Below are 20085 nucleotides of genomic sequence, written 5' to 3'. Positions count from 1 at the left end.
GGTTCACCGCCGGCACGGATGCCGACGACCTACTCAGGCTGTTCGAGCGATGTGTCGCAGTCGGCCCGATGAGTCGAAAAATGGCTATCGACACTAGTGCAATCGCTGCTCCCCCGGTTGAACGTCAGCGAGGTGATGACCCGGTTCTCGGTCGGCGTCACATATTCCGATAGGTAGCGGAGTAGTTCCCCAACGGCCCGATCATTCTCGGCGCCACCGACCTGGTGGCCTGCCGATCCGGCGACGCTCACGGATGCCGAAGCGGACTCGCCGATTCCGCCATGATATGACGGCACGGTTGATAAAGTGTCACCAGTTAGCGGCACGTTAGATAACGGCAGGTCGGCGAAAGTCAGCTCCTGCCTGTCCATCAGAATCTGTGGTGAGTAATGCAGGTGACACTGACAACGTCCGAAATCCGCCCCCCGGAATGGGATTCGCTGGCGGCCTCGACTGCGGATTTCGAGGTATCGCCGCAGTGGCTGGAGGCGATGGCTCCGCTGTTGCCCGGCGAACCGCGCTGGCTGGTCGCCCATGTGGATGGTCAGCCGCAGATCGGGCTGCACACCCGGCTATTGAAAACCCCACCGGAAGAGCCGCGCTACGACATCGCGGCTGTCCTGCGTGGAGATATCCCATCGCTGGAGCCGCGCCCTGTACTCCTGTCCAAGGCGCCCGACAGGGAGTCGCTTTATCCCGCCGTGTTGGCATTGCTGCCCGGCTACACCTGCGTGCCCGCGGGGCCTGGTGCGACCGACCCGGATCTGCTGGCCGGAACCCTGCGGGCCATGGACACCTGGGCTGGGCAGCAGGGTGCTCGGTCGGTGTCGTTCCTCTATGTTCCTGAGCGGCAAAAGATCCTGCAGCGCGCCTTGGAAGAGTTCGGTGCACGGCCGGTACAGCTGTACCCGACCTGCGTCATGCCGGTGACATTCGGCAGCATGGAGGAATATCTGACGCAACTGGGGGGCGGGCGGCGCGCGGGACTGCGTCGGTTGCTGCGCTGGTTGGACGAGACCGGAATGACCCTCGGTGAGGAGGACCTGAGCGAGGTTCGCGAGGAAGTTCTGGAGCTACGGATGGGATTGCTTCGCAAATACCATCATTCGGCCGATGACCGGGACGCCCAGCTGGCGACCATAGACCGAATTGTCCGCAACTATCCACCAGCGGACCGGGCACTGACCACTCTCCGGCGTGGCGACCAGATGGTTGGCTTCACATTGGGGCTGCGCCATGGTGACACGTTGCGAGGGCTTTGGTCCGGGCAGCTGCCCGAGGCTCGCGGCGCCTACTTTCTGCTGGTGTTCTACGGCGAGGTCGAGGCCGCGTTGCGGCGTGGGATAACGAGCCTCAATTACGGAACGCTGCAATGGCAGGAGAAGATCTCCTTCGGTTGCAGGCTGGAGCAGCTGGTCGGCCACACATGGTCGCTCTGATTCGAGTCGGCGGAACCCGACTATTCGTTGCGGGTCAAGCGGTTTCACTGCTCGGCGATGGGCTGGCTATTCTGGCGATCCCGCTGTTGGTGTTGGAACTGACGCACAACCCGGCGGCAGCGGCGCTGGCCTCGGTGCCCCGTGCGGTCGGCTACCTGGTCGCGGGGCTGCCCGCTGGCCCGTTGATCGATCGCGCCAATCCCTGGCATGTTCTCATTGCCGCCGACATAGTGCGGGTGGCCATCTTCGCGACGCTGTTCGGACTTTCGGTCAGCGGGAGCGACTCGGTCGGGGTCATTCTTACGCTTGCGTTTATTTCGGGCGTTGCCGGAGTGTTCTTCGAGACTGCGCTGGCGGTCGCGGTCCGCGACCTCTGTCGAGATCGAGAACTTGTGCGTGCCAACTCTTTTCTCGAATCCGCGAGCCAATCGTCGATTCTGCTCGGACCGATGGCTGTCGGGTTGCTCGCTGTCAGTGTCGGATTGGGCGCTGCGCTACTGGTGAACGCGGGCACGTTCGTGGTGTCACTTGCGACGCTGTGGGGGGCCTCCCGCCGCGCGACCCGGATGTCCGACCCCCACGGCTGGGCGCCGTGGCGTCAGTTCGGGGCCGAATTCCGTAATGGTCTGCGCTATCTCGCGGCCACCTCGATCCTGGTGTCGCTTGCGGTCCTGGCCGTCGTCGCAAATCTGTGTCTCGGTGCCGCGACGCTCGTGGTGTTCTTCGCTCGCGACTATTTGAGCGCCGCGCCGTGGCTGGTCGGCTTGGTTGTGGCGGGCGGCGGACTCGGTGGCGTGCTCGGCGCGGCGACGGCTCCCGCACTCATCGCTCGGTTCCATCCGGTTCCGTTGTGCGTCGCGGCCACCCTGGTTACCGGTGTCGCGCTGGCGTCGGTGGGCCTGGCGCCCACTGTCTGGTGGCTTGCGGCGAGCAATCTCGTGTTGGTCTGGTCCGATGTACTGGCCAGCATTGTGGTCCGGACACTGCGACAGCAGATAGTCCCGCGTGCACTCCTCGGCCGGGTGACCAGCGCGGTGCGGTGGGTTGTGCTGGCCACCACTCCGCTGGGGGCGGTCCTCGCGGGGTTGCTCACGCAACTTGCCGAAAACGATCCCCGCCCGGCATTTCTGGTCGCTGCGGCACTTCTCGGGGTATCCACCCCGGCCATCTGGGCTGTCGGGCTGCGTCGTCACCGAAACACTCCCATGCTTCCTGTCCGGCATGGCCCCTCCCCTGGGGCGTCCTCGGATCGGTCGACCACGTCACTCGTCGAAAGAAGGTCCCTGTGACAACTTCGTCACGTACGTCTCGGCCACTCGAGCACACCATCAATACTCGGCAGCTCACGATGATCGGAATCGGCGGAGTCATCGGTGCCGGATTGTTCGTCGGTAGTGGCAAGGTGATCTCGTCGGCCGGGCCAGGCATCGTGTTCGTCTATCTGGGCACGGGCCTGGTCGTCATCCTGGTGATGCGGATGCTCGCCGAACTGGCGACAGCCAGTCCGGAATCCGGATCGTTTTCGACATACGCTTCGCGGGAACTGGGTTCGTGGGCCGGACTTGCGGTGGGCTGGTTGTACTCGTATCACTGGTGTGTCACGGTCGCATTCGAGGCGATCGCCGGGGCCGCGATCGCTGGTCAGCTCGTACCTGGAGTTCCGACGTGGTTATGGGCGCTGGGATTCATGGCCGTTCTGACGGGCGTCAACTTGGCGGAGGTCACCTCATTTGCCCGATTCGAGTTCTGGTTCGCCATGATCAAAGTCGCCGCGATTGTCGCATTCATGTCTATCGGCGTCGCCGCCGTCAGCGGCTTACTGCCACACGTGGACTCCCCGGGTGCCTCGAATTGGGTCGACAACGGAGGCTTGTTCCCCGCTGGGATGGCTCCGCTCCTGCCCGCAGCGTTGACGGTATTCTTCTCGTACTTCGGAACGGAGCTGGTGACGATCGCTGCCGGTGAAGCCAAGGATCCGGTCGACGCGGTGCGTCGCAGCATGCGCAGCGTCGGGTGGCGAATCTTCGTCTTCTACGTGGGCTCGATCGCAGTCGTTGTTACGTTGATGCCCTGGAATACCGCTGAGATCACCAAGAGTCCGTACACGGCGGTATTGAACACACTGCACATTCCCGGCGCGCAAACCATCATGAATCTGGTCGTGCTCACCGCCGTGCTGTCATGCTTGAACTCGGGGATCTACTCGTCGTCTCGGATGTTGTTCTCGTTGTCTCAGCGTGGCGAGGGGCCGGGTGTACTCACGCGGGTAACCGGACGCGGTGTCCCGGTCAACGCGGTCCTCGGTGCGTCCAGTGCCGGATTCCTCGCTGTCATCGCAAACTATTTCCTGCCGACCGGAGCGGTATTCACGTTCCTGCTCAGCTCCTCCGGCGCGGTGGCGATTGTTGTCTACCTGTGCATCTGCGCGACCCAGATCGTCGGGCGCCGCAGGAAATCCGCCTCGGAGAATGCCGCTCTGCCGGTGAGGATGTGGGGTTACCCTTACCTGTCGTATTCGGTGACGGCGATACTGCTGATTATCATCGGCGCAATGGCGTTCTCATCCACATCATGGACGCCGCTCATGCTCACGATAGTTGTCACGGTTGCCGCCGTGATTGCCGGAGTCGTGCATCAGAAGGTGCATCCGGCAGCGCGCCGTCCCGACACCGCACTAGTCGATTTCGATGCAGTCTCGGACTGAAGCGTCATCATTCTGTCCGGATCAGCGAACCCAGCAAATCCGGATCCTCGAGTCGGCGAAGAACCACCTCTTCGACAAACGCATCAACTAAGTCAGCCCTTCGCGTCACGCAGCTGTTTGCTTGCATGCGTAGTCGCGGCGGCGGTCGGCGCAACGCCGAGACACCACTGACAGGCGAGCCACATCCGCTGATGACCGATAGCAATCGGCATCCACTATCCCCCAACGACGGGCGCACCGGCAGGACCCACCGGTATCCAGCACGTTATGGACACTCGGATGCGGCGAGTTCGCTGCGAACCGAGTGTCCTAACGGGTGAAACATCTCGTTGAGTGGGATTCGCCAGGTCCGGATTCCCCAACCTTGTGACAGGTTTCACAACACGCAATTCCTGCGCACCCGAACGTAGTTCCCGAACACCGGAGCGTGGCCATGTCCACCATTCCCAAAGATCCGACCACTGCCGAAAGTCCAGGCAGCATAATCGAATCCGATGCCGACACCGGCAGACTCGACGGCGCGTCGCGTGCCAGGATTTTCACTGTCCTCGCGGTCATCGTGCTGTTCACCGAGGTCGCGCCGATGCAATACACCATCGTTGCGGCCGCGTTGCAGAAGATCGCGCCCACCTTCCCCAGCGTCGGCGCGAACATCAACTGGGCCATCATCGTCTTCGGCCTCATCGGCGCTGCTGCCTCCCCACTCATCGGCAAGATGAGCGATGTCTGGGGTAAGAAGCGGATGTTCCTGGTCTGCGGCATGCTCTTCATGCTCGGCTGCGTACTGGACGCCGTCACCGACAGCTGGGCGATCTTCCTCATCGGGCGCGGCCTGCAGGCCACCGCCATCGCCACCGCGGTGATCGCGTATGGCCTGATCCGAGATCTGATGCCGCGCAAGTATGTACCGCTCGGCTTGGGTGTCACCGCCACCGGCCTCGGCTTCTCCGCGATCGGCGGACCGTTGCTCGGCGGCTATCTCGTCGACAACTACAGCTGGCGTGCCATCTTCTGGGTGCTCGCCGGATTCACCCTGCTGGTGCTTCCACTGGTGTGGTTGGTCGTGCCCGAGTCCAAGCTGCGGGTCAAGGAGCGCATCGATGTGCTCGGCGCCGTCCTGCTCTCGGCGGGCGCCGGACTCACCCTGATCTACCTCGACAAGGGTCAGGATTGGGGATGGAGCAAGCCGCTGACGCTGGCCTGGTTGTTCGGCGGCATTGCGCTGCTGGTGGTGTTCGTGGTGGTCGAGCTCAATGTCGCCCGCCCGATCATGGATATGAAATTGCTGTTCCATCCCCGAGTCACGCTGGTACTCGGCGGTGCGCTGTTCGCCTCGTTCCTCATCGGCGTCCAGTCCTACGCGCTCGGCTACATGACACAGACCCCGAACTCCGACACTGTCGCGGCAGGCGTCCAGCAGGCGACCCTCGCCCAGATCCAGCAGCAAACCGGCCAGCCCATGCCCGCCGCCGCAGTTCAGGTCGCCCTCGACCCCGGCTACAGCTACGGAAACGGTTTCACCCTCCTCGAATTCGCGGTCCGCATCGCCCTGCTGCAAGCCGTGCTCGCCATGATCTGCGGCGCCGCCGCAGGCGCACTGGCCCGCAAGATCGGCGCCCGCATCCCCTTGGTCTTCTCCCTCGTCCTGTTCGCGAGCGCGGGCGTCTGCTACGCGGTCCTCCCCCACACCTGGGTCGTATTCCTCTGGGTAAGTGCGGCATTCGGCATCGGCTTCGGCTTCTACTACGCCTCCATGCCCATCCTGATGGTCGAAGCCGTCCCTCAGGAACAACAGGGCATCAGCCTCGGCATGCTCGGCGTCATGCAATCCATGGGCGTGGCCATCGGCCTGGCCATCGTCACCGCCTACCTCAACGCCAGCCCCATTACCGCCCAGGTCAGCGTCGCGGGCCAACCCCCACAGGGCAGTGTCATCCCCCAGGTCTTCGCCGACCACGGCTACGAAATGGGCTTCTGGTTCGCCGCGGGAGCATCGGCAATTGCCTTGATCATCGCCCTGGTCATGCGCCACGGCCGCACCCCCGCCACCGGCGGCACCGCCTACTGATCCCCGCCGGAAACAGGGAGATGGCAGCCGCCCCTCGGCAGCCCGCCATCTCCCTACCCACCCCACCCAACACCCTGTGTGGTACTGCCACGGGGTGTTCGGTTGTCGCACGGGGTGGTGGGTCCGGCGGGCTCCTGGACCACACGGGGTATTGATCGACACGAGTGTGGCGGCTATCGAGACCGGGTAGTGACCGATCGGATACTGGGGTCAGGAAGGTCCGAGAACGCCATCACAGCCAGCCCGCACGCCGGAAGCCGTGTGCCTGCCTCACAAAGCTGCGGAAGAGAAAGCCGGGTACCCCACCTGACGTGCCCAGCACTGCCCCGGCGAAACCCTTGGAGGGCAGCCGAAACTGGACAGCACACCCTGGGGTTCGAAAGGTCGAGCCCGCCCTCCCAGAACATCGCCGTGAACTGCTCCGGAGATCCTAGATGGGGCGCCCCGGTGCGGACGTCGAGCCATACCGCTCTGTGTACCGGCGAGCCGAAGCTGGGTGGCGTGCCTCGGTTCGATAAGCGAGCTCACAAGGACAGCACCATGAATTGGTGAGCCGAAGCTGGGTAACGTGCCCCGGATCGACAAGCAAACGCACCTCCCAGCGGTGTTCCGAGCAGTGCTGGGCACGTCGTGTGCCGTACCCGACTTCCTCTTCCGCAGCCTGTGCAGACAGGCAACAACTTCCAGCGTGAAGACTGGCTGTGGTTGCCTTCCAGGCACTGTCGGCAACGGCGGTAGTGAAATGGTGGTTCCGCCCGAAGGCAGAGCAACCATTTCACTACCGTCGATAGCGCGGCGCCGGTGTTCTGGGGCGGGTTTCGTGGGGTCGGCCGGGTGGGTCGATCCGGCAGGTGTGCTCAGCGCCAGCGGGCGTGGCGTGGGAAGAGGGCGCGGGCGGCTTCGTGGGAAACCTCGACAAGGACCCGCGCCAGGCGGGCGGTGTCGAGGGCGGGGCGGTCGGCGCCGATCTGGCCCGACAGGGACAGTGCGCCGACGGCGGCGCCGCGGCCGCGGATGGGGACCGCGACGCAGGCGATGCCGGTGACGGACTCCTCGTTGTCGACGGCGACGCCTTGGCGGTGCCTGATGCGGGTCAGTTCGCGGTGCAATTCCGCTCTGTCGCAGATGGTGCGTGGGGTCAGCTGAGGCAGGCGGTCGCGGAAGGACGCTTCCACAATGCTCGGTTCCAGCGTCGCGAGCAGGGCCTTGCCGAGGCCGGTGCTGTGCGCGGGCATCCGGCCGCCGAGACGAGTCGGGATGCCCGCGGTACTGCGCCCACCGGCCTTGTCCAGGTAGAGCACCTCGCGGCCGTCGAGCACACCGAGGTGCCCGACCATGCCGGTGCGCTGCGCGAGATCATGCAGCAGGGGGCTCACCACGTCACGAATCTCGTTGTGGTCGGCGGCGAGTCCGCCGAGTTCGAACGGCCGCAGCCCGAGCCGGTAGCCGCCGGGGGCGTGCGCCAGCCAGCGCAGCCGAATCATCTGATCCAGGATGCGATGCACGGTCGAGCGGGGCAGTCCGGTGCGCTCGGCCAGCCCGAGCAGCGTCAGGACCGGCGTCGAACCGTCGAAAGCGTCTAGGATCAGGGTCATTCGCTCGATCATCGAGACCGGCGGTTGATTGTTGGTCCGCGCTGTCGTGGGGCCCGCTCCCGACCACAGCTCTTCGGACTCGGGGTGGGTCATCACCTCGACCGTCATGGCTCACCTCCATTGTGTAGCTCATACAGCTTAGAAGTATTTCGATTAGGCATGTGCGTTTTCGGCACACCAACTTGTGTCCCCAATCACATTGCCGCCGCGATGGCGAGAGGGAATCCCGGAAACTACGTAGATCGCTACGGATCTTCTCGGTAGCCGGAATCGGTTATTGACAGGCATACGAGGCGGCCGCTTACCTTCATGACGAAACGGAATATTTCTAGTCGAAACTAGGAGCACCATGGCCGTCGCCCTAGACTTCAAGGCCGTCCTCGGCCGGTTCTGCACCGGAGTCACCGCGATCACCGCACTCGACGGCGACGAACCGATCGGGTTCGCCTGCCAGTCCTTCTCCGCACTGTCGCTGGATCCGCCCGCGGTGGCATTGTTCCCCGCCCGCTCCTCGACCACCTGGCCGCGGATCCGCGCCGCCGAACGGTTCTGCGTCAATGTCCTCGCCGCCGACCAGCAGGACCTCTGCAAGCAGCTCGGCCGCAGCGGACCCGACAAATTCGCCGGTCTCGAGTGGAGCCCGTCGCCCAACGGCTCGCCCCTGCTGGCAGGCACCATCGCCTGGATCGATTGCACGCTGGCCGGCGAACTGGACGGCGGTGACCACACGATCGTCATCGGCAACGTGACCGAGCTCGGCGAGGGCCGCGACGCGGGTCCGCTGCTGTTCTATCGCTCCGGATTCGAGCGCCTGATGAGCACCGCGGAGGCGGTCGGTCCATAGCGCACCGGACCGAGCGAATGCGACGCAAACCGACTCGATCAGCCGCTTACCAGTGTCTGAGCGCCGCGGGACAGTCTCGGGCCGAAGCTCCCGATCAGTGGGACCACGCCTTTCGGCGACGGCCGACCCGCCGAACTATCGAAACAACGACGACCGTGGAGGAACCGACATCATGAGCCTCGCGAACACCGACGACCAGGTGCGCGTGATCGATACCGGAGCACCACCCGCCCGTTACGCGCGCGGCTGGCACTGCCTCGGCATCGCCGATCGCTTCCGCGACGGAAAGCCACACACCATCACCGCGTTCGGCACCGAACTCGTGGTCTTCGCGGCTACCGACGGCACCCTCAGCGTGCTCGACGCATACTGCAGGCACATGGGCGGCAACCTCGGCGACGGCACCATCAAGGGCGACACCCTCGCGTGTCCGTTCCACGACTGGCGCTGGAAGGGCAACGGGCGATGCGCCGCAATTCCTTACGGCCGCCGGGTGCCGCCGCTGGCCCGCACCAAGTCCTGGGTGACCCTCGAGCAGAACAAGCAGCTATTCGTGTGGAACGACCCCGAGGGCAACCCGCCGCCCGAGGACGTCACCATCCCCCGCATCGACGGTGCGTTCAGCGACGAGTGGAGCGACTGGACCTGGAACGAGATCGTCATCGACGGCGCGAACTGCCGCGAGGTGATCGACAACGTGGTCGACATGGCGCACTTCTTCTACGTGCACTTCGCCTTCCCCACCTACTTCAAGAACGTCTTCGAAGGCCACATCGCCAGTCAGTACATGACCTCGATCGGCCGCGAGGATGTGCAGGGCGAGATCGCCAAAGAGGCGGGTGGCAAGAACATGCTGCAATCCGAGGCGCACTACTACGGGCCGTCCTACATGATCGACAATCTGGTCAACGAGTCCAACGGCCAGACCGTCGAATCGGTGCTCATCAACTGCCACTACCCGGTCTCGCCCACCAAGTTCGTGCTGCAATACGGCGCGATCGTCAAGAAGCGGCCCGGTCTCTCGCCGGAAGAGGCCGACGCGATGGCGGTGCGTTTCGCGAACGGGCTCGGTCGCGGCTTCGAACAGGATGTCGCGATCTGGAAGCGCAAGACCCGCATCGACAATCCGCTGTTGTGCGAGGAGGACGGGCCGGTTTACCAGCTGCGGCGCTGGTATGAGCAGTTCTACCGGGACGCCGCCGAGGTCGAGGACAAGATGACCGATCGCTTCGAGTTCGAGGTCGACACCACCCGCGCGGTTTCCGCGTGGGAGGCGGAGGTCGCCGAGAACCTGGCCGCCAAGCGCGGCGTCTGAACGGCACGGCCATGGACTCCGTCACCTGCCAGACCTGTGGAATCCGGGTCCAGGTAGTCAAATTCAGCCCCGCGCACACCAGCGTGCAGTGGAGCGCGGCTGCCGCGAGGCATTGCACGGAACTCGATGACAACGGCGGCGGCCCGGTCCGTGGCTGCACCGCGCTGCGTGCGTGCATCGAGAACGCCGTCACTGCGGGCGCCGTCGGCCTGAGCACCCGAGATCGGGACCTGCTGTGAATCCCGGTGTCGCGGTGGCATTGCGCGTGGTCAGGGTCGTCGCGGAGACGCGCGATGCGATGTCGCTGGAGCTGGTCGCCGAATCCGGGGTGCCGCTGCCCTACCGACCCGGCCAGTTCCTGACCTTGCGGATCCCCAGTGACCGAACGGGCTCGGTGGCTCGCTCGTATTCGCTGTCCAGCGCGCCGCACGAGGACGGGCCGCTGAAGGTCACTGTCAAGAGAACCGTCGACGGTTACGGGTCGAACTGGTTGTGCGACAACGTCACAGCGGGCATGAGCATCGACAGTCTGCCTCCTGCGGGCGTATTCACCCCCGAATCGCTGGACGCCGATCTGTTGCTCTTCGCGGCGGGCAGCGGCATAACCCCTGTGCTGTCCATCCTGAAATCCGCACTGGCACAGGGCAATGGGCGCTGCACGCTGATCTATGCCAATCGTGACGAGGAGTCGGTGATCTTCGCCGATGAACTGCGCGCGCTCACCGCCGCCTATCCGCAGCGCCTTGTGGTGCTGCACTGGCTGGAGTCGGTGCAGGGCTTGCCTGCGGCGCGCTACCTGTCCGACCTCATCGCGCCGTGGTCGGACCGGGAGATCTTCGTGTGCGGCCCGGGCGCTTTCATGGACGCGGTGCTCGCCGCGGCCCGCGATCTCGGCGTCGACCGGGACCGGGTGCACGTCGAGAAGTTCGTCTCGCTGTCGGGCGATCCCTTCGCGCAGGCTCCGATCGAGGTGCCCGATACCGCGGACTGCGCCACCGTCGAGGTCGAGTTCGACGGCGAAACAACCGAATTCGCATGGCCGCGCAGCAGCGTGCTGCTCGACGTGCTGCTCTCGCGTGGTGTGGCAGCCCCCTACTCCTGCCGCGAGGGCGCCTGCAGCGCCTGTGTGTGCCGGGTCGTCGACGGTGAAGTGAAGCTGCTACGCAACGACGTACTGGAACAACAAGACCTGGCCGAGGGCTACGTGCTGGCCTGCCAGGCGGTGCCGGTCACCGACTCGGTCCGGATCACCTATGAATGAGGAGAACGACCCCATGACTGCCATCAGCTCGCTCGGATACGTGAAGGTCGCGGTCGCCGACCCGGATGCCTGGCGCACCTTCGCCTTCGACGTGATCGGCTTCGCCGAGGGATCGGGTCCCGACCCCGACGCGATCTATCTGCGCATGGACGAGCACGTCGCGCGCCTGGTGCTGGTGCCCGGTGACACCGACAAGGTGCTCGCCATCGGCTGGGAGGTCCGTGACCACCGTGCGCTGGCCACAACGCGGGAAGCCGTGGAGAAGGCCGGCATCGCGGTGCGCACGCTGACGGTGGCGGAAGCGGACGCACGCAGTGTCGAAGAGGCCATCAGCTTCGTCGATCCGTCCGGCACCACCGTCGAGGTGTTCCACGGCCCCGTCCTGGACCACAGTCCCGTCGTCGGCAAGCACGGCAACCGGTTCGTCACCGAGGGCCTCGGCCTCGGTCACGCGGTGCTGCCGGTCCCCGACCTGGATGTCGCTTTCCGTTTCTACACCGACGTACTCGGCTTCCTGCCCCGCGGCGCGTTCCGCCTGCCGACGCCACCGGAGTACGGGCCGGTGCGCATCCGCTTCCTCGGCGTCAACCAGCGCCATCACAGCCTGGCCCTGATCCCGTCCGGCGGCAAGGAAGGCTCCGGTCTGGTTCACATCATGGTCGAGGTGGACCGCCTCGATGATGTCGGACGCGCCCTCGACCGTGTCAACAAGGCCGGCTACCACCTGTCCTCGACGCTCGGCAGGCACACCAACGACAAGATGATCTCTTTCTACGTCCGAACTCCGGGCGGCTGGGATCTCGAGTTCGGCACCGAAGGCGTGCTGGTGGACGAAACCACCTACACCGCAGAAGAAATGACCGCGGACAGCTACTGGGGTCACGACTGGGACCGGAGCTGAGGTTCCGGGTCCCCACCAGGTAAGGACAATTGAATTGAGCGACAACCAGTTCGGCCCCGCCAGGTTCGGATTCTTCATCGCCCCCTACCACCCGCTCACCGGCAACCCGACCCTACAGATCCACCGCGATCTCGCCTTGGTGGAGCTGGCCGATCAACTCGGCTACAGCGAGGCCTGGATCGGCGAACACCATTCGGCCGGACTGGAAATCATCGCCGCACCCGAGGTCTTTCTTGCCGCGGCCGCGCAACGCACCCAGCGCATTCGCCTCGGCACCGGCGTGAATTCGCTGCCCTACCACCAGCCGATGATGCTCGCCGACCGGCTCTGCTTGCTCGATCACCTGACCATGGGCCGGACCATGATGGGTGTCGGCCCCGGCCAACTGGCCACCGACGCCGCCATGATGGGTATCGATCCGGTACGCCAGCGCGACATGATGCACGAATCCATGGATGTGCTGGTGCGCCTGCTGCGCGGGGAGACGGTGACCGCCGAGAGCGACTGGTATCACCTGAACGAAGCGCGCCTGCAACTGCTGCCCTACCAGCAGGATGGCCTGGAAATGGCTGTCGCCTCGACCATTTCGCCGTCAGGCGCGGTGCTGGCCGGTCGGCACGGCGCCGGGCTGCTCTCGCTGGCCGCCTCCGATCCCAGCGGTTACGACGCGCTGCTGCCCAATTGGAAGGTCTACGAGAAGACCATGGCCGATAACAGCCACGTGCTCGATCGCTCGCGATGGCGTCTGGTCGCGCCGATGCATATCGCCGAGACCAGGGAACAGGCGATGCGCGAGGCCGAGTGGGGTGTTGGACATCTCGTCGACTACATCGAGAAGCTCAGCGGCATGACGGCGCCGTGGAACTCCTCGGCCCGCGCCGCCGTCGAGCAGTGGACCGGAGAGGGGTTCCCGGCCTTCGGGCGCGCCACCATCGGTACCCCCGACGATGCCATCGCCACCATCGAGAAGCTCGCCGAACAGTCCGGCGGCTTCGGCACCTTCCTGCTGCTCGGCCTGAATGTCGCCGATTGGGATGCCACGCAACGCTCGGCGCGGCTGTTTGCCGAGCAGGTGATTCCACACTTCACACGGGCCAATCGGAACCGGGTCGCCTCGCTGGAATGGGCGCATGCCAACAGTGAGCGCATGATCGGCGGCCTCACCGCCGGCATTCAGAGCGCTTTCGACAAGCACGGACAGGCATTGGCCGCGGCACTCGGCACGGAGGAAGCGAAGTGAACACCACCTCGACACCAGGAACACACCGATGCGCGCAGTAGTAATGCGGGGCCGCAGTCTTGTGGTCGACGAGGTCCCCGAGCCTGTCCCGGGCCCGGGGCAGGTCCTCGTCGAGACGGTGGCGTGCGGCATCTGCGGTTCCGACAAACAAGCACTCGACTACACCGACGAGTTCCTGCAGGCCTCCCGCGACAGCGGCGTGCCCACATTCGAGTTCGACCCCTCGCGCGACGTCGTGATGGGCCACGAGATCGCCGCCCGGGTCATCTCGGCCGGACCGGACACCCCGCACATCGAGGGACAGCTGGTGGTCGCGCTGCCGTGGGCCATCGACCACATCGGTCAGATCCACGGTGTCGGCTTCTCCAATGACTTCCCCGGCGGCTACGGGGAACGAATGGTGTTGCAGGCCATGGCTCTGGAACCGATTCCCGATCATGTGCCGCCGCATGTCGCGGCACTGACCGAGCCGCTGGCGGTCGGCTTCGGCAATGTCGCGCGCACCGGCATCGGGCCCGACGGCACCGGCATCGTCATCGGTTGCGGTCCGGTCGGTTTGGGTGCCGTCGCGGCGCTCGCCGAACGCGGTGTCGCACCGATCATCGCGTCCGATCCGTCGAAGCTGCGCCGCGACACCGCATTGCGGCTCGGCGCGCATCGCGTGGTCGATCCCGCCGTCGAGGACCCGATCGAGGTGTGGCGCGAAGCGGCCGCGCCCGGCCAGCTGCTGCACATCTGGGTGTGCGCGGCGGTGCCGGGCCTGCTCAACGAGCTGCTGTACAAAGCGCCACGCCAAACGACCATCCTGCAGGTCGGCGCGGTGATGACCGACGACGTCATCCGCCCGATCGTCGGCATCTACAAGGACATCTCACTACAGATGTGCATGGTCTACCCGCACGAGGAGTACGCGAAGACGCTCGGCCGCATCGCCGACGGCACCGTGGACGCATCCTCGCTCATCACCGACCAGGTCGGCCTGTCCGGAGTGGCAGGCGCTATCGAGGCGCTGCGCCACCCGGACGACCACATTCAGATCCTGGTCCGCCCGGATCTCTGAACGACAGGCCTCGGCCGGGCCGAGGAGACCTCGTCGGTCATGGCGTGCAGCCACTCGCGGGTGTAGCGCTCGGCAAGCAGGGGCAGAAAGTTGTCGACGGTGGCGTGGCCTGCGACGTGTCTGTAGGCCGAGCGCAGGCACTGGTTGATGGCGTCGTCACCGACGCCATCGAATTCCCTGGCCAACCGGTGCGCGGCGGTTTGCAACGCAACCTCTTGGTCGATCGAAGGCTCGGGAGGCGGAGCTGGGGCAGCAGGACCTTCAGTCATGGCGGACTCCTGGTCATGTCGGAACGCACAATACTGCGGACGCAGTCGTGCGTACCGACGACCACGTCAAGCACTCGAATACCCGATCCGCCTCGATCGGACACCTCTGCCAGAACTCTGTCTGTGAATCGAGCTTTCGCGGGGCCCTCCGGGTTCGACCACCCGGATGGCCTCGAGCATCAGCGGGGCTGCCGCACGTGAAAATATAGAACAGGTTATTGTCTCGGCACCGCGCTCGTGCCAGGCTGGACCAATGGATCTCGCCGCCATCGAAGCAATCCGCCAGCTGAAGTATCGCTACTTTCGGACGCTGGATCTCAAACGATGGGACGAGTTCGCCGACACACTCACCGTCGACGTCGCGGGCCGCTACGGCACCCATGCCCTCGGCGAGCCGCTCACCCTGGACGGCCGCGACGCCGTCACCGCCTTCATGCGTGAGAATCTCGGTCCCGCAGTGGTCACCACCCATATCGCCAATCACCCCGAAATCACCGTCACCGATGAGACAGCCACGGGCTCATGGGCTTTCGAGGACACCGTGATCGCCACCGAATACGGCGTCCTGATCCGCGGCGCCGGCTACTACACCGACAGCTACCGCCTCGATCCCGACGGCCGATGGCGTATCGCGGCCACCGGCTACCAACGCATCTACGAATCGATGCAAGCCCTCTCCGACACCCCCAGCTACCAACTGTTGTCGAACATGTGGGCAACGCCGACCCCGAAGTAGCCCGCCCGACCCGGTACGGTGGACCCGCTATGGCCACCATCACGCAGGAAATTCTCATCGAGGTCAGCCCGGGCGAGGTGTGGGCGGCGGTTCGTGACGTAGGCGCCGTGCACGAACGCCTGCTCCCCGAATACGTGCTCGACACCCGCATCGAAGGCGACACCCGATTACTGACCATGCCCGGCGGCGGTGTCATTCGCGAGCTGATCGTCACCATCGACGACTACACCCGCAGGCTCGCCTACTCGGCGATCGACGGCTTCCGCCTGCCTCTCACCCACCACCACGCCTCGTTCCAGGTCTTCGCCGAGCCCGATGACACCACCCGACTCGTCTGGACCACCGATGTGTTGCCCCACGACGCCGCCGAACAGGTGCGCCTCCGGGTCGAGCGCGGCGGTCAGGTCATGAAAGCGACGCTGGAACAACGACATCCATCCTGATCCGACGCCTCCGCACTGCCCCGCCGACTCACCGCACCGCAAGGCCCGCGAAATCGGTCCACTATCGGACCGCTGGCGCTGGACGCGGGCCGGATACGGGCGGATGCTGCGCATATGACTTCGCTGGCGTCTGATGAGTTCAGCCCTGAAACCACCTACCTCAACACCGCCTCCTATGGTTTACCGTCCGCAAGAGCATTGGCCGCCGTTCGAGATGCCAATACCCGGTGGGCGGCAGGGCGTGGCGGTCCGATGGTGCACGACACTGTCGTCCCCGAGTTGCGGGCCGCGTTCGCGCGACTGCTGGAGGGCGCGACGGTTGCCGACATCGCGTTCGGCAGTGGTGTTGCGGGGCTCATCGCACCGATTGCTGTGGCACTCCCACCAGGCTCGGAGGTCTTGCTGGCCGAGGGCGAATTCTCCTCCGTGTCCATGCCTTTCGTGCACCGCGGTGACCTGTCGGTGCGCTTCGTGCCGCTGGAGCGGCTGGCCGAGGAAGTGCGACCGGAGACCGCGTTGGTAGCGGTCAGCGTGGTCCAGTCGAAGGACGGCCGGATCGTCGACCTGTCGATACTGCACGCAGCCACCCAGGCACACAACGCCCGCCTGCTGGTGGACGCCACCCAGGCCGCAAGTTGGCTTCCGCTGCGTTTCGCCGACGCGGACTACTGGGTGTGCGCGGCATTCAAATGGCTGATCGGTGCCCGCAGCATCGCGTTCTTCGCCGCAGCACCGGAGACGGCGGCCGACATACGCCCCGTCGGTCCGAGCTGGTATGCCGCGGCGGACGCGTGGGCCGAGTTGTACGACCCGATCGCACTCGCCACCACAACCAGGCGCTTCGACGCGACACCGGACTGGCTCGGCGCGATCGCCGCATCGGCGGGCATCGAGCTGATCGAGGAACTGACGGTGGACAAGATCGGGACCCACAATCTCGACCTTGCCGACCGCTTCCGAACAGGTCTCATCGAACTCGGCTACGAGCCCGTCCCCGGCCCCTCGGCCATCGTTTCGGTGCCCGGCGCAGGCGATGCGGCAGCAGACCTCGAACAAGCCGACATCATCGCCTCGGTCCGCGGTGGCAGCCTCCGCTTCGCCTTCCACCTCTACAACAGCACCGCTGACGTCGACCGCACCCTCGACGCCCTCCCCAAGAGATAGCCCGCTACCGCGGACCGCGGTCGCACCGCGCGGCCACCCCGATTCGGATGCGTGCGTCCACCATTGCGCGCCAACTCTTCGGACATACCGGTCCAGGCGCCGTAGGCATCGCAGTGCGACGAGTGGCACTCGGCGCGGGAAGTGAACCGCACGTTCGGCCTCGATGAAGTGCCACTCGCACGCCGAATGCAGGAGCGGACAGCCGATGTCAGTGGGCGGCGGGGGCGGTTATCAGCGGGAGGTCGAGGGCCGTGAGGATGCCCGGGGGTGCTCGGACAACGGCGGGGACTGCGTTGACGATGCGCATGGCGGTGGCCAAGAGGGTGGCGTGGTTGTGGTCGCCGTGCGGGCTCGAGGTGACGAGGTCCATCGCGTAGCTCGGGTCACCGGTGATTTCGACGCGGTAGGAGCCTTCCGGATGTGCTGGTTGCGGCCAGTCGGGGCGCAGGTCGGGGCGTAGGCGGGTGACGTGTTCGAGGACGGTGACGGGCTGGTCGCCGACCATGCCGCGGACCTCGAAACGCAATGCGGCAGCGGTTCCTTCGGCGATGTGGCCGGTGGCGATGTCGAACGCTTCCGGTGCGGGGATTCGGTCATAGGTCTCGGTGACGGAGTCAAGGGTGACCCCGATTCCCGCGGCGAGCTGACGCACCGTGCCGCCCCAGGCGAGCGAGAGGACTCCAGGCTGCAACAACAACGGGATGTCGTCGAGGGGCTTGCCGAAGCCCATGATGTCGAACATCACCTCACGGTTGTCGTAACTGGCATAGTCGACGATTTCCAGGCACCGCAGTTGATCGATACGCAGACAGGTGCCCGCGAGCGCGAGCGGCAGTAGGTCATTGGCGAAGCCGGGGTCGATGCCGTTCACCCACAGTGACGAATTGCCCTCGGCCGCAGCATCTTGCACCGGCTTCAACAATTCATCGGGCAGCACGCCGTACGGGTACTGGAAGAACACCGGCGCGCAGGCGACCACGTTGATGCCCGCACGCAAGAGCCGCTGCAAATCCTGCACCGCATCGAACAGGCGGTTGTCGGTCATGGAGCAGTAGACGACGCAGTCGGGTGTGGCGGCGAGGATCGCCTCGACATCCGTCGTGGCGGCCACGCCCACCGAATGATCGAGCCCGGCAAGGGTTCCCGCGTCTTTTCCGTCTTTCGACGTCCCCGAAACCCACACGCCTGTCAATTCGAGATCTGGGTTGGCGATAATGCCGGCGAGCGCGTGCTTGCCGACATTGCCTGTACCCCACTGCACTACGGAATACGTCATGTCACAGATCCGGAATCGGGAGGTCGAGGTTCGGCGAGATCAGGCCGCCATCGGGTTCGAGGATCTTGCCGGTGACGTACTTGCCCGCGGGCGAGACCAGATACAGCGCGGCGGCCGCGATGTCCTCGGGATCGCCGATGGTGTGCAGCGGCGTCTTCGATTCCAGCTCGGCGCGCATGGCCTCGTTGCCCGCGACGATTTCCAGCGCCGAGGTCAGGATCGAACCGGGCGCGATGGCATTCACCCGAATGCGCGGATTCAGATCGAGCGCGGCCAGCCTGGTGTAGTGCGCGAGTGCCGCTTTGGCCGTGCCATAGGCGGCGAACGCCCGGCCCGGCAGCCGGCCCATCGTCGAGGTGATGTTGAGAATCGAACCGCCACCGGCGGTTTCGAGGATTCGCGGCACCGCGGCCCGTACCAACGCGTGAGCGTTGGTGACATTGAAATTGAAGGCCTCGACCAGCGCCTCGGGTGTCGTGTCCAACAGCGTGCACGGCAACGCGCCACCCACATTGTTGACCACGATGTCCAGCCGCCCGAACCGATCCACCGCGGCAGCGGCGAGCCCCGCCGTCGCCTCGATATCGCTCAGATCGGCGGGTACCACATGCGCCTGTCGTCCAGCCGCAGCCACCCTCTCGGCCACCTCGTCCAACTGACTCTTGGTGCGTGCGGCGATGACGACATCGGCCCCGGCCTCGGCGAAGGCAACGGCGATCGCCGCGCCCAAGCCGCGGCCCGCACCTGTGACAACGGCGACCTGCCCGTCGATTCGGAATCGATCCAGAATCATCCAGCACTCCATCCCTCGCAGCAGGTGTCGAATATTCGACACATTCATGTACTAATATTCGACATCGTAAGTCGTTCCGCCGCGCCGAACAAGAGGTACGCCCATGCCCGACCGGTCACCGTCGCCACCGACCCGCCGGGTCGTCGAGGTCGTGTCACTGCTCGCGGCCGCACCCGACCCGATGAGCGTCGCGGGCATCGCCGACCGCCTCGATATCGCCCGTGCCACCGCGACCGCGATTCTGGCCGAACTGGATTCGGCGGGCTGGGTGGTGCGCGACCCGAACCGCGGCTACGCCATCGGCCCCGCACTGACCGGTCTCGGCAGCTCCACACTCCCCCATGGCGTCGGCGAAATCCTTACCGCCCTCACCGTGCGCACCGGATCCGGCGCCACCCTCAGCCGCATCGAACCCGACCGCCTCACCGTCCTCGACGTCCGGCACGGCCCCGACCGAGTGGTCCCCGGAATCCCTGTCGGACACCGCATCCCACTGCAATTCCCAGCGGGCGCCAGCGTGATGCCGTGGCGCGCGGCCGCCGAACAGAACACCTGGCTCGCCGCCGCACCCGATGCCGAGCGCCGCACCGCAAGCACCTTGCTCGCCCTGGTCCGCGAGCGGGGTGTCGCCGTCTTCCGTCCCCTCGCCGATGATGCGGGCATGGTCGACCTGCTCGCCGATCTCCTCGGCGCGATGGGACCCGAACTGCTGCAGCCACAGCTGCGCACCCGCATACTCCGCCAGCTGGCTGCCCTCACCTCCCGCCCCTACAGCAAACACGAGCTCGATGCCGACACCACGCTGCCCCTGAGCTACCTGGCCGCCCCGGTCTTCGACACCGTGGGCAGCGCAGCCTACGAAGTTCAACTCGGCCCGCTACGCGCGGCGACCACCAAGCTCGAACGCGACGAGTACATCTGCGCGACCCTCGACGCCGCCCGCTCGCTGACGGCCGTCATGACCTCCCGGTAGCGAC

The 20085-nt window shown here is 65.5% G+C and carries 19 protein-coding genes; 15 read left to right on the top strand and 4 right to left on the bottom strand.

Features of this window, described 5'->3' with window-relative positions:
• The first annotated feature begins 395 nt into the window (after window positions 1-395).
• The 4 genes from OHQ90_RS21070 (at window position 396) to OHQ90_RS21055 (ending at window position 6211) form a co-directional block, all read left to right on the top strand.
• Window positions 396-1439, top strand: a complete 1044-nt coding sequence (locus tag OHQ90_RS21070; protein WP_328400014.1) for a GNAT family N-acetyltransferase — start codon at window positions 396-398, stop codon at window positions 1437-1439.
• A complete protein-coding gene (locus OHQ90_RS21065) occupies window positions 1427-2728 on the top strand; it encodes an MFS transporter (RefSeq protein ID WP_328400012.1) in 1302 nt (433 codons plus the stop codon). The genes OHQ90_RS21070 and OHQ90_RS21065 overlap by 13 nt, the downstream gene beginning before the upstream one ends.
• Window positions 2725-4143, top strand: coding sequence for an amino acid permease (locus OHQ90_RS21060; protein ID WP_328400010.1), 1419 nt, complete (start codon window positions 2725-2727; stop codon window positions 4141-4143). The genes OHQ90_RS21065 and OHQ90_RS21060 overlap by 4 nt, the downstream gene beginning before the upstream one ends.
• A gap of 433 nt (window positions 4144-4576) precedes the next feature.
• Window positions 4577-6211 carry an MFS transporter gene (locus OHQ90_RS21055; RefSeq protein WP_328400008.1) on the top strand — a complete coding sequence of 545 codons (1635 nt, stop codon included), beginning with the start codon at window positions 4577-4579 and terminating at the stop codon, window positions 6209-6211.
• A gap of 857 nt (window positions 6212-7068) precedes the next feature.
• Here the strand turns inward: OHQ90_RS21055 and OHQ90_RS21050 are convergent.
• A complete protein-coding gene (locus OHQ90_RS21050; protein ID WP_328400006.1) occupies window positions 7069-7914 on the bottom strand; it encodes an IclR family transcriptional regulator in 846 nt (281 codons plus the stop codon).
• Between the two features lie 241 nt (window positions 7915-8155).
• On the opposite strand from OHQ90_RS21050, the gene OHQ90_RS21045 reads away from it, so the two are divergent.
• The 7 genes from OHQ90_RS21045 (at window position 8156) to OHQ90_RS21015 (ending at window position 14427) form a co-directional block, all read left to right on the top strand.
• Window positions 8156-8650 carry a flavin reductase family protein gene (locus tag OHQ90_RS21045; protein ID WP_328400004.1) on the top strand — a complete coding sequence of 165 codons (495 nt, stop codon included), beginning with the start codon at window positions 8156-8158 and terminating at the stop codon, window positions 8648-8650.
• 172 nt (window positions 8651-8822) lie between these two features.
• Window positions 8823-9965, top strand: a complete 1143-nt coding sequence (locus OHQ90_RS21040) for a Rieske 2Fe-2S domain-containing protein (protein ID WP_328400002.1) — start codon at window positions 8823-8825, stop codon at window positions 9963-9965.
• Between the two features lie 11 nt (window positions 9966-9976).
• Window positions 9977-10204: a hypothetical protein gene (locus tag OHQ90_RS21035; RefSeq protein ID WP_328400000.1), complete on the top strand. Its 228-nt coding sequence runs from the start codon at window positions 9977-9979 to the stop codon at window positions 10202-10204.
• Between the two features lie 59 nt (window positions 10205-10263).
• The gene (locus OHQ90_RS21030) at window positions 10264-11226 is read left to right on the top strand and encodes a ferredoxin--NADP reductase (protein ID WP_328412978.1); all 963 of its coding nucleotides are present in this window, start codon (window positions 10264-10266) and stop codon (window positions 11224-11226) included.
• Window positions 11227-11239: 13 nt separating this feature from the next.
• On the top strand, window positions 11240-12127 hold the full coding sequence (locus OHQ90_RS21025) for a VOC family protein (RefSeq protein ID WP_328399998.1): 888 nt from the start codon (window positions 11240-11242) through the stop codon (window positions 12125-12127).
• A gap of 34 nt (window positions 12128-12161) precedes the next feature.
• Window positions 12162-13367, top strand: a complete 1206-nt coding sequence (locus OHQ90_RS21020) for an LLM class flavin-dependent oxidoreductase (RefSeq protein ID WP_328399996.1) — start codon at window positions 12162-12164, stop codon at window positions 13365-13367.
• Between the two features lie 28 nt (window positions 13368-13395).
• Complete coding sequence (locus tag OHQ90_RS21015; protein WP_328399994.1) at window positions 13396-14427, top strand: zinc-binding dehydrogenase; 1032 nt, start codon at window positions 13396-13398, stop codon at window positions 14425-14427.
• On the opposite strand, the gene OHQ90_RS21010 is transcribed toward OHQ90_RS21015, so the two are convergent.
• The gene (locus OHQ90_RS21010; RefSeq protein ID WP_328399992.1) at window positions 14400-14696 is read right to left on the bottom strand and encodes a three-helix bundle dimerization domain-containing protein; all 297 of its coding nucleotides are present in this window, start codon (window positions 14694-14696) and stop codon (window positions 14400-14402) included. The genes OHQ90_RS21015 and OHQ90_RS21010 overlap by 28 nt on opposite strands.
• 253 nt (window positions 14697-14949) lie before the next feature.
• Between OHQ90_RS21010 and OHQ90_RS21005 the strand changes: the two genes are divergently transcribed.
• The 3 genes from OHQ90_RS21005 (at window position 14950) to OHQ90_RS20995 (ending at window position 17039) form a co-directional block, all read left to right on the top strand.
• The gene (locus OHQ90_RS21005) at window positions 14950-15432 is read left to right on the top strand and encodes a nuclear transport factor 2 family protein (protein ID WP_328399990.1); all 483 of its coding nucleotides are present in this window, start codon (window positions 14950-14952) and stop codon (window positions 15430-15432) included.
• A 29-nt stretch (window positions 15433-15461) separates the two neighbouring features.
• Entirely contained in the window at window positions 15462-15875 is a 414-nt protein-coding gene (locus OHQ90_RS21000; protein WP_328399989.1) for an SRPBCC family protein, read from the top strand.
• A 114-nt stretch (window positions 15876-15989) separates the two neighbouring features.
• On the top strand, window positions 15990-17039 hold the full coding sequence (locus OHQ90_RS20995) for an aminotransferase class V-fold PLP-dependent enzyme (protein ID WP_328399987.1): 1050 nt from the start codon (window positions 15990-15992) through the stop codon (window positions 17037-17039).
• Window positions 17040-17247: 208 nt separating this feature from the next.
• Here the strand turns inward: OHQ90_RS20995 and OHQ90_RS20990 are convergent, their stop codons facing one another.
• Window positions 17248-18315 carry an NAD(P)H-dependent amine dehydrogenase family protein gene (locus OHQ90_RS20990; RefSeq protein ID WP_328399985.1) on the bottom strand — a complete coding sequence of 356 codons (1068 nt, stop codon included), beginning with the start codon at window positions 18313-18315 and terminating at the stop codon, window positions 17248-17250.
• A 1-nt stretch (window position 18316) separates the two neighbouring features.
• A complete protein-coding gene (locus OHQ90_RS20985; RefSeq protein WP_328399983.1) occupies window positions 18317-19108 on the bottom strand; it encodes an SDR family oxidoreductase in 792 nt (263 codons plus the stop codon).
• 103 nt (window positions 19109-19211) lie between these two features.
• Between OHQ90_RS20985 and OHQ90_RS20980 the strand changes: the two genes are divergently transcribed.
• Window positions 19212-20081: a helix-turn-helix domain-containing protein gene (locus OHQ90_RS20980; protein WP_328399982.1), complete on the top strand. Its 870-nt coding sequence runs from the start codon at window positions 19212-19214 to the stop codon at window positions 20079-20081.
• Window positions 20082-20085: the final 4 nt, after the last annotated feature.

The sequence above is a fragment of the Nocardia sp. NBC_00403 genome (assembly GCF_036046055.1).
In the GTDB taxonomy this organism is placed as follows: Bacteria; Actinomycetota; Actinomycetes; order Mycobacteriales; family Mycobacteriaceae; genus Nocardia.
This window is presented reverse-complemented; position numbering and strand designations above follow the sequence as displayed.

Excerpts from the sequence above, each read along its gene's own strand:
- OHQ90_RS21045 (WP_328400004.1), top strand. The coding sequence starts at position 8,156 with ATGGCCGTCGCCCTAGACTTCAAGGCCGTCCTCGGCCGGTTCTGCACC.
- OHQ90_RS21050 (WP_328400006.1), bottom strand. The coding sequence starts at position 7,914 with ATGACGGTCGAGGTGATGACCCACCCCGAGTCCGAAGAGCTGTGGTCG.
- OHQ90_RS21035 (WP_328400000.1), top strand. The coding sequence starts at position 9,977 with ATGGACTCCGTCACCTGCCAGACCTGTGGAATCCGGGTCCAGGTAGTC.
- OHQ90_RS21015 (WP_328399994.1), top strand. The coding sequence starts at position 13,396 with ATGCGCGCAGTAGTAATGCGGGGCCGCAGTCTTGTGGTCGACGAGGTC.
- OHQ90_RS21010 (WP_328399992.1), bottom strand. The coding sequence starts at position 14,696 with ATGACTGAAGGTCCTGCTGCCCCAGCTCCGCCTCCCGAGCCTTCGATC.
- OHQ90_RS20985 (WP_328399983.1), bottom strand. The coding sequence starts at position 19,108 with ATGATTCTGGATCGATTCCGAATCGACGGGCAGGTCGCCGTTGTCACA.
- OHQ90_RS21030 (WP_328412978.1), top strand. The coding sequence starts at position 10,264 with ATGTCGCTGGAGCTGGTCGCCGAATCCGGGGTGCCGCTGCCCTACCGA.
- OHQ90_RS21000 (WP_328399989.1), top strand. The coding sequence starts at position 15,462 with ATGGCCACCATCACGCAGGAAATTCTCATCGAGGTCAGCCCGGGCGAG.
- OHQ90_RS21065 (WP_328400012.1), top strand. The coding sequence starts at position 1,427 with ATGGTCGCTCTGATTCGAGTCGGCGGAACCCGACTATTCGTTGCGGGT.
- OHQ90_RS21040 (WP_328400002.1), top strand. The coding sequence starts at position 8,823 with ATGAGCCTCGCGAACACCGACGACCAGGTGCGCGTGATCGATACCGGA.
- OHQ90_RS21055 (WP_328400008.1), top strand. The coding sequence starts at position 4,577 with ATGTCCACCATTCCCAAAGATCCGACCACTGCCGAAAGTCCAGGCAGC.
- OHQ90_RS20995 (WP_328399987.1), top strand. The coding sequence starts at position 15,990 with ATGACTTCGCTGGCGTCTGATGAGTTCAGCCCTGAAACCACCTACCTC.
- OHQ90_RS21005 (WP_328399990.1), top strand. The coding sequence starts at position 14,950 with ATGGATCTCGCCGCCATCGAAGCAATCCGCCAGCTGAAGTATCGCTAC.
- OHQ90_RS21025 (WP_328399998.1), top strand. The coding sequence starts at position 11,240 with ATGACTGCCATCAGCTCGCTCGGATACGTGAAGGTCGCGGTCGCCGAC.
- OHQ90_RS20990 (WP_328399985.1), bottom strand. The coding sequence starts at position 18,315 with ATGACGTATTCCGTAGTGCAGTGGGGTACAGGCAATGTCGGCAAGCAC.
- OHQ90_RS20980 (WP_328399982.1), top strand. The coding sequence starts at position 19,212 with ATGCCCGACCGGTCACCGTCGCCACCGACCCGCCGGGTCGTCGAGGTC.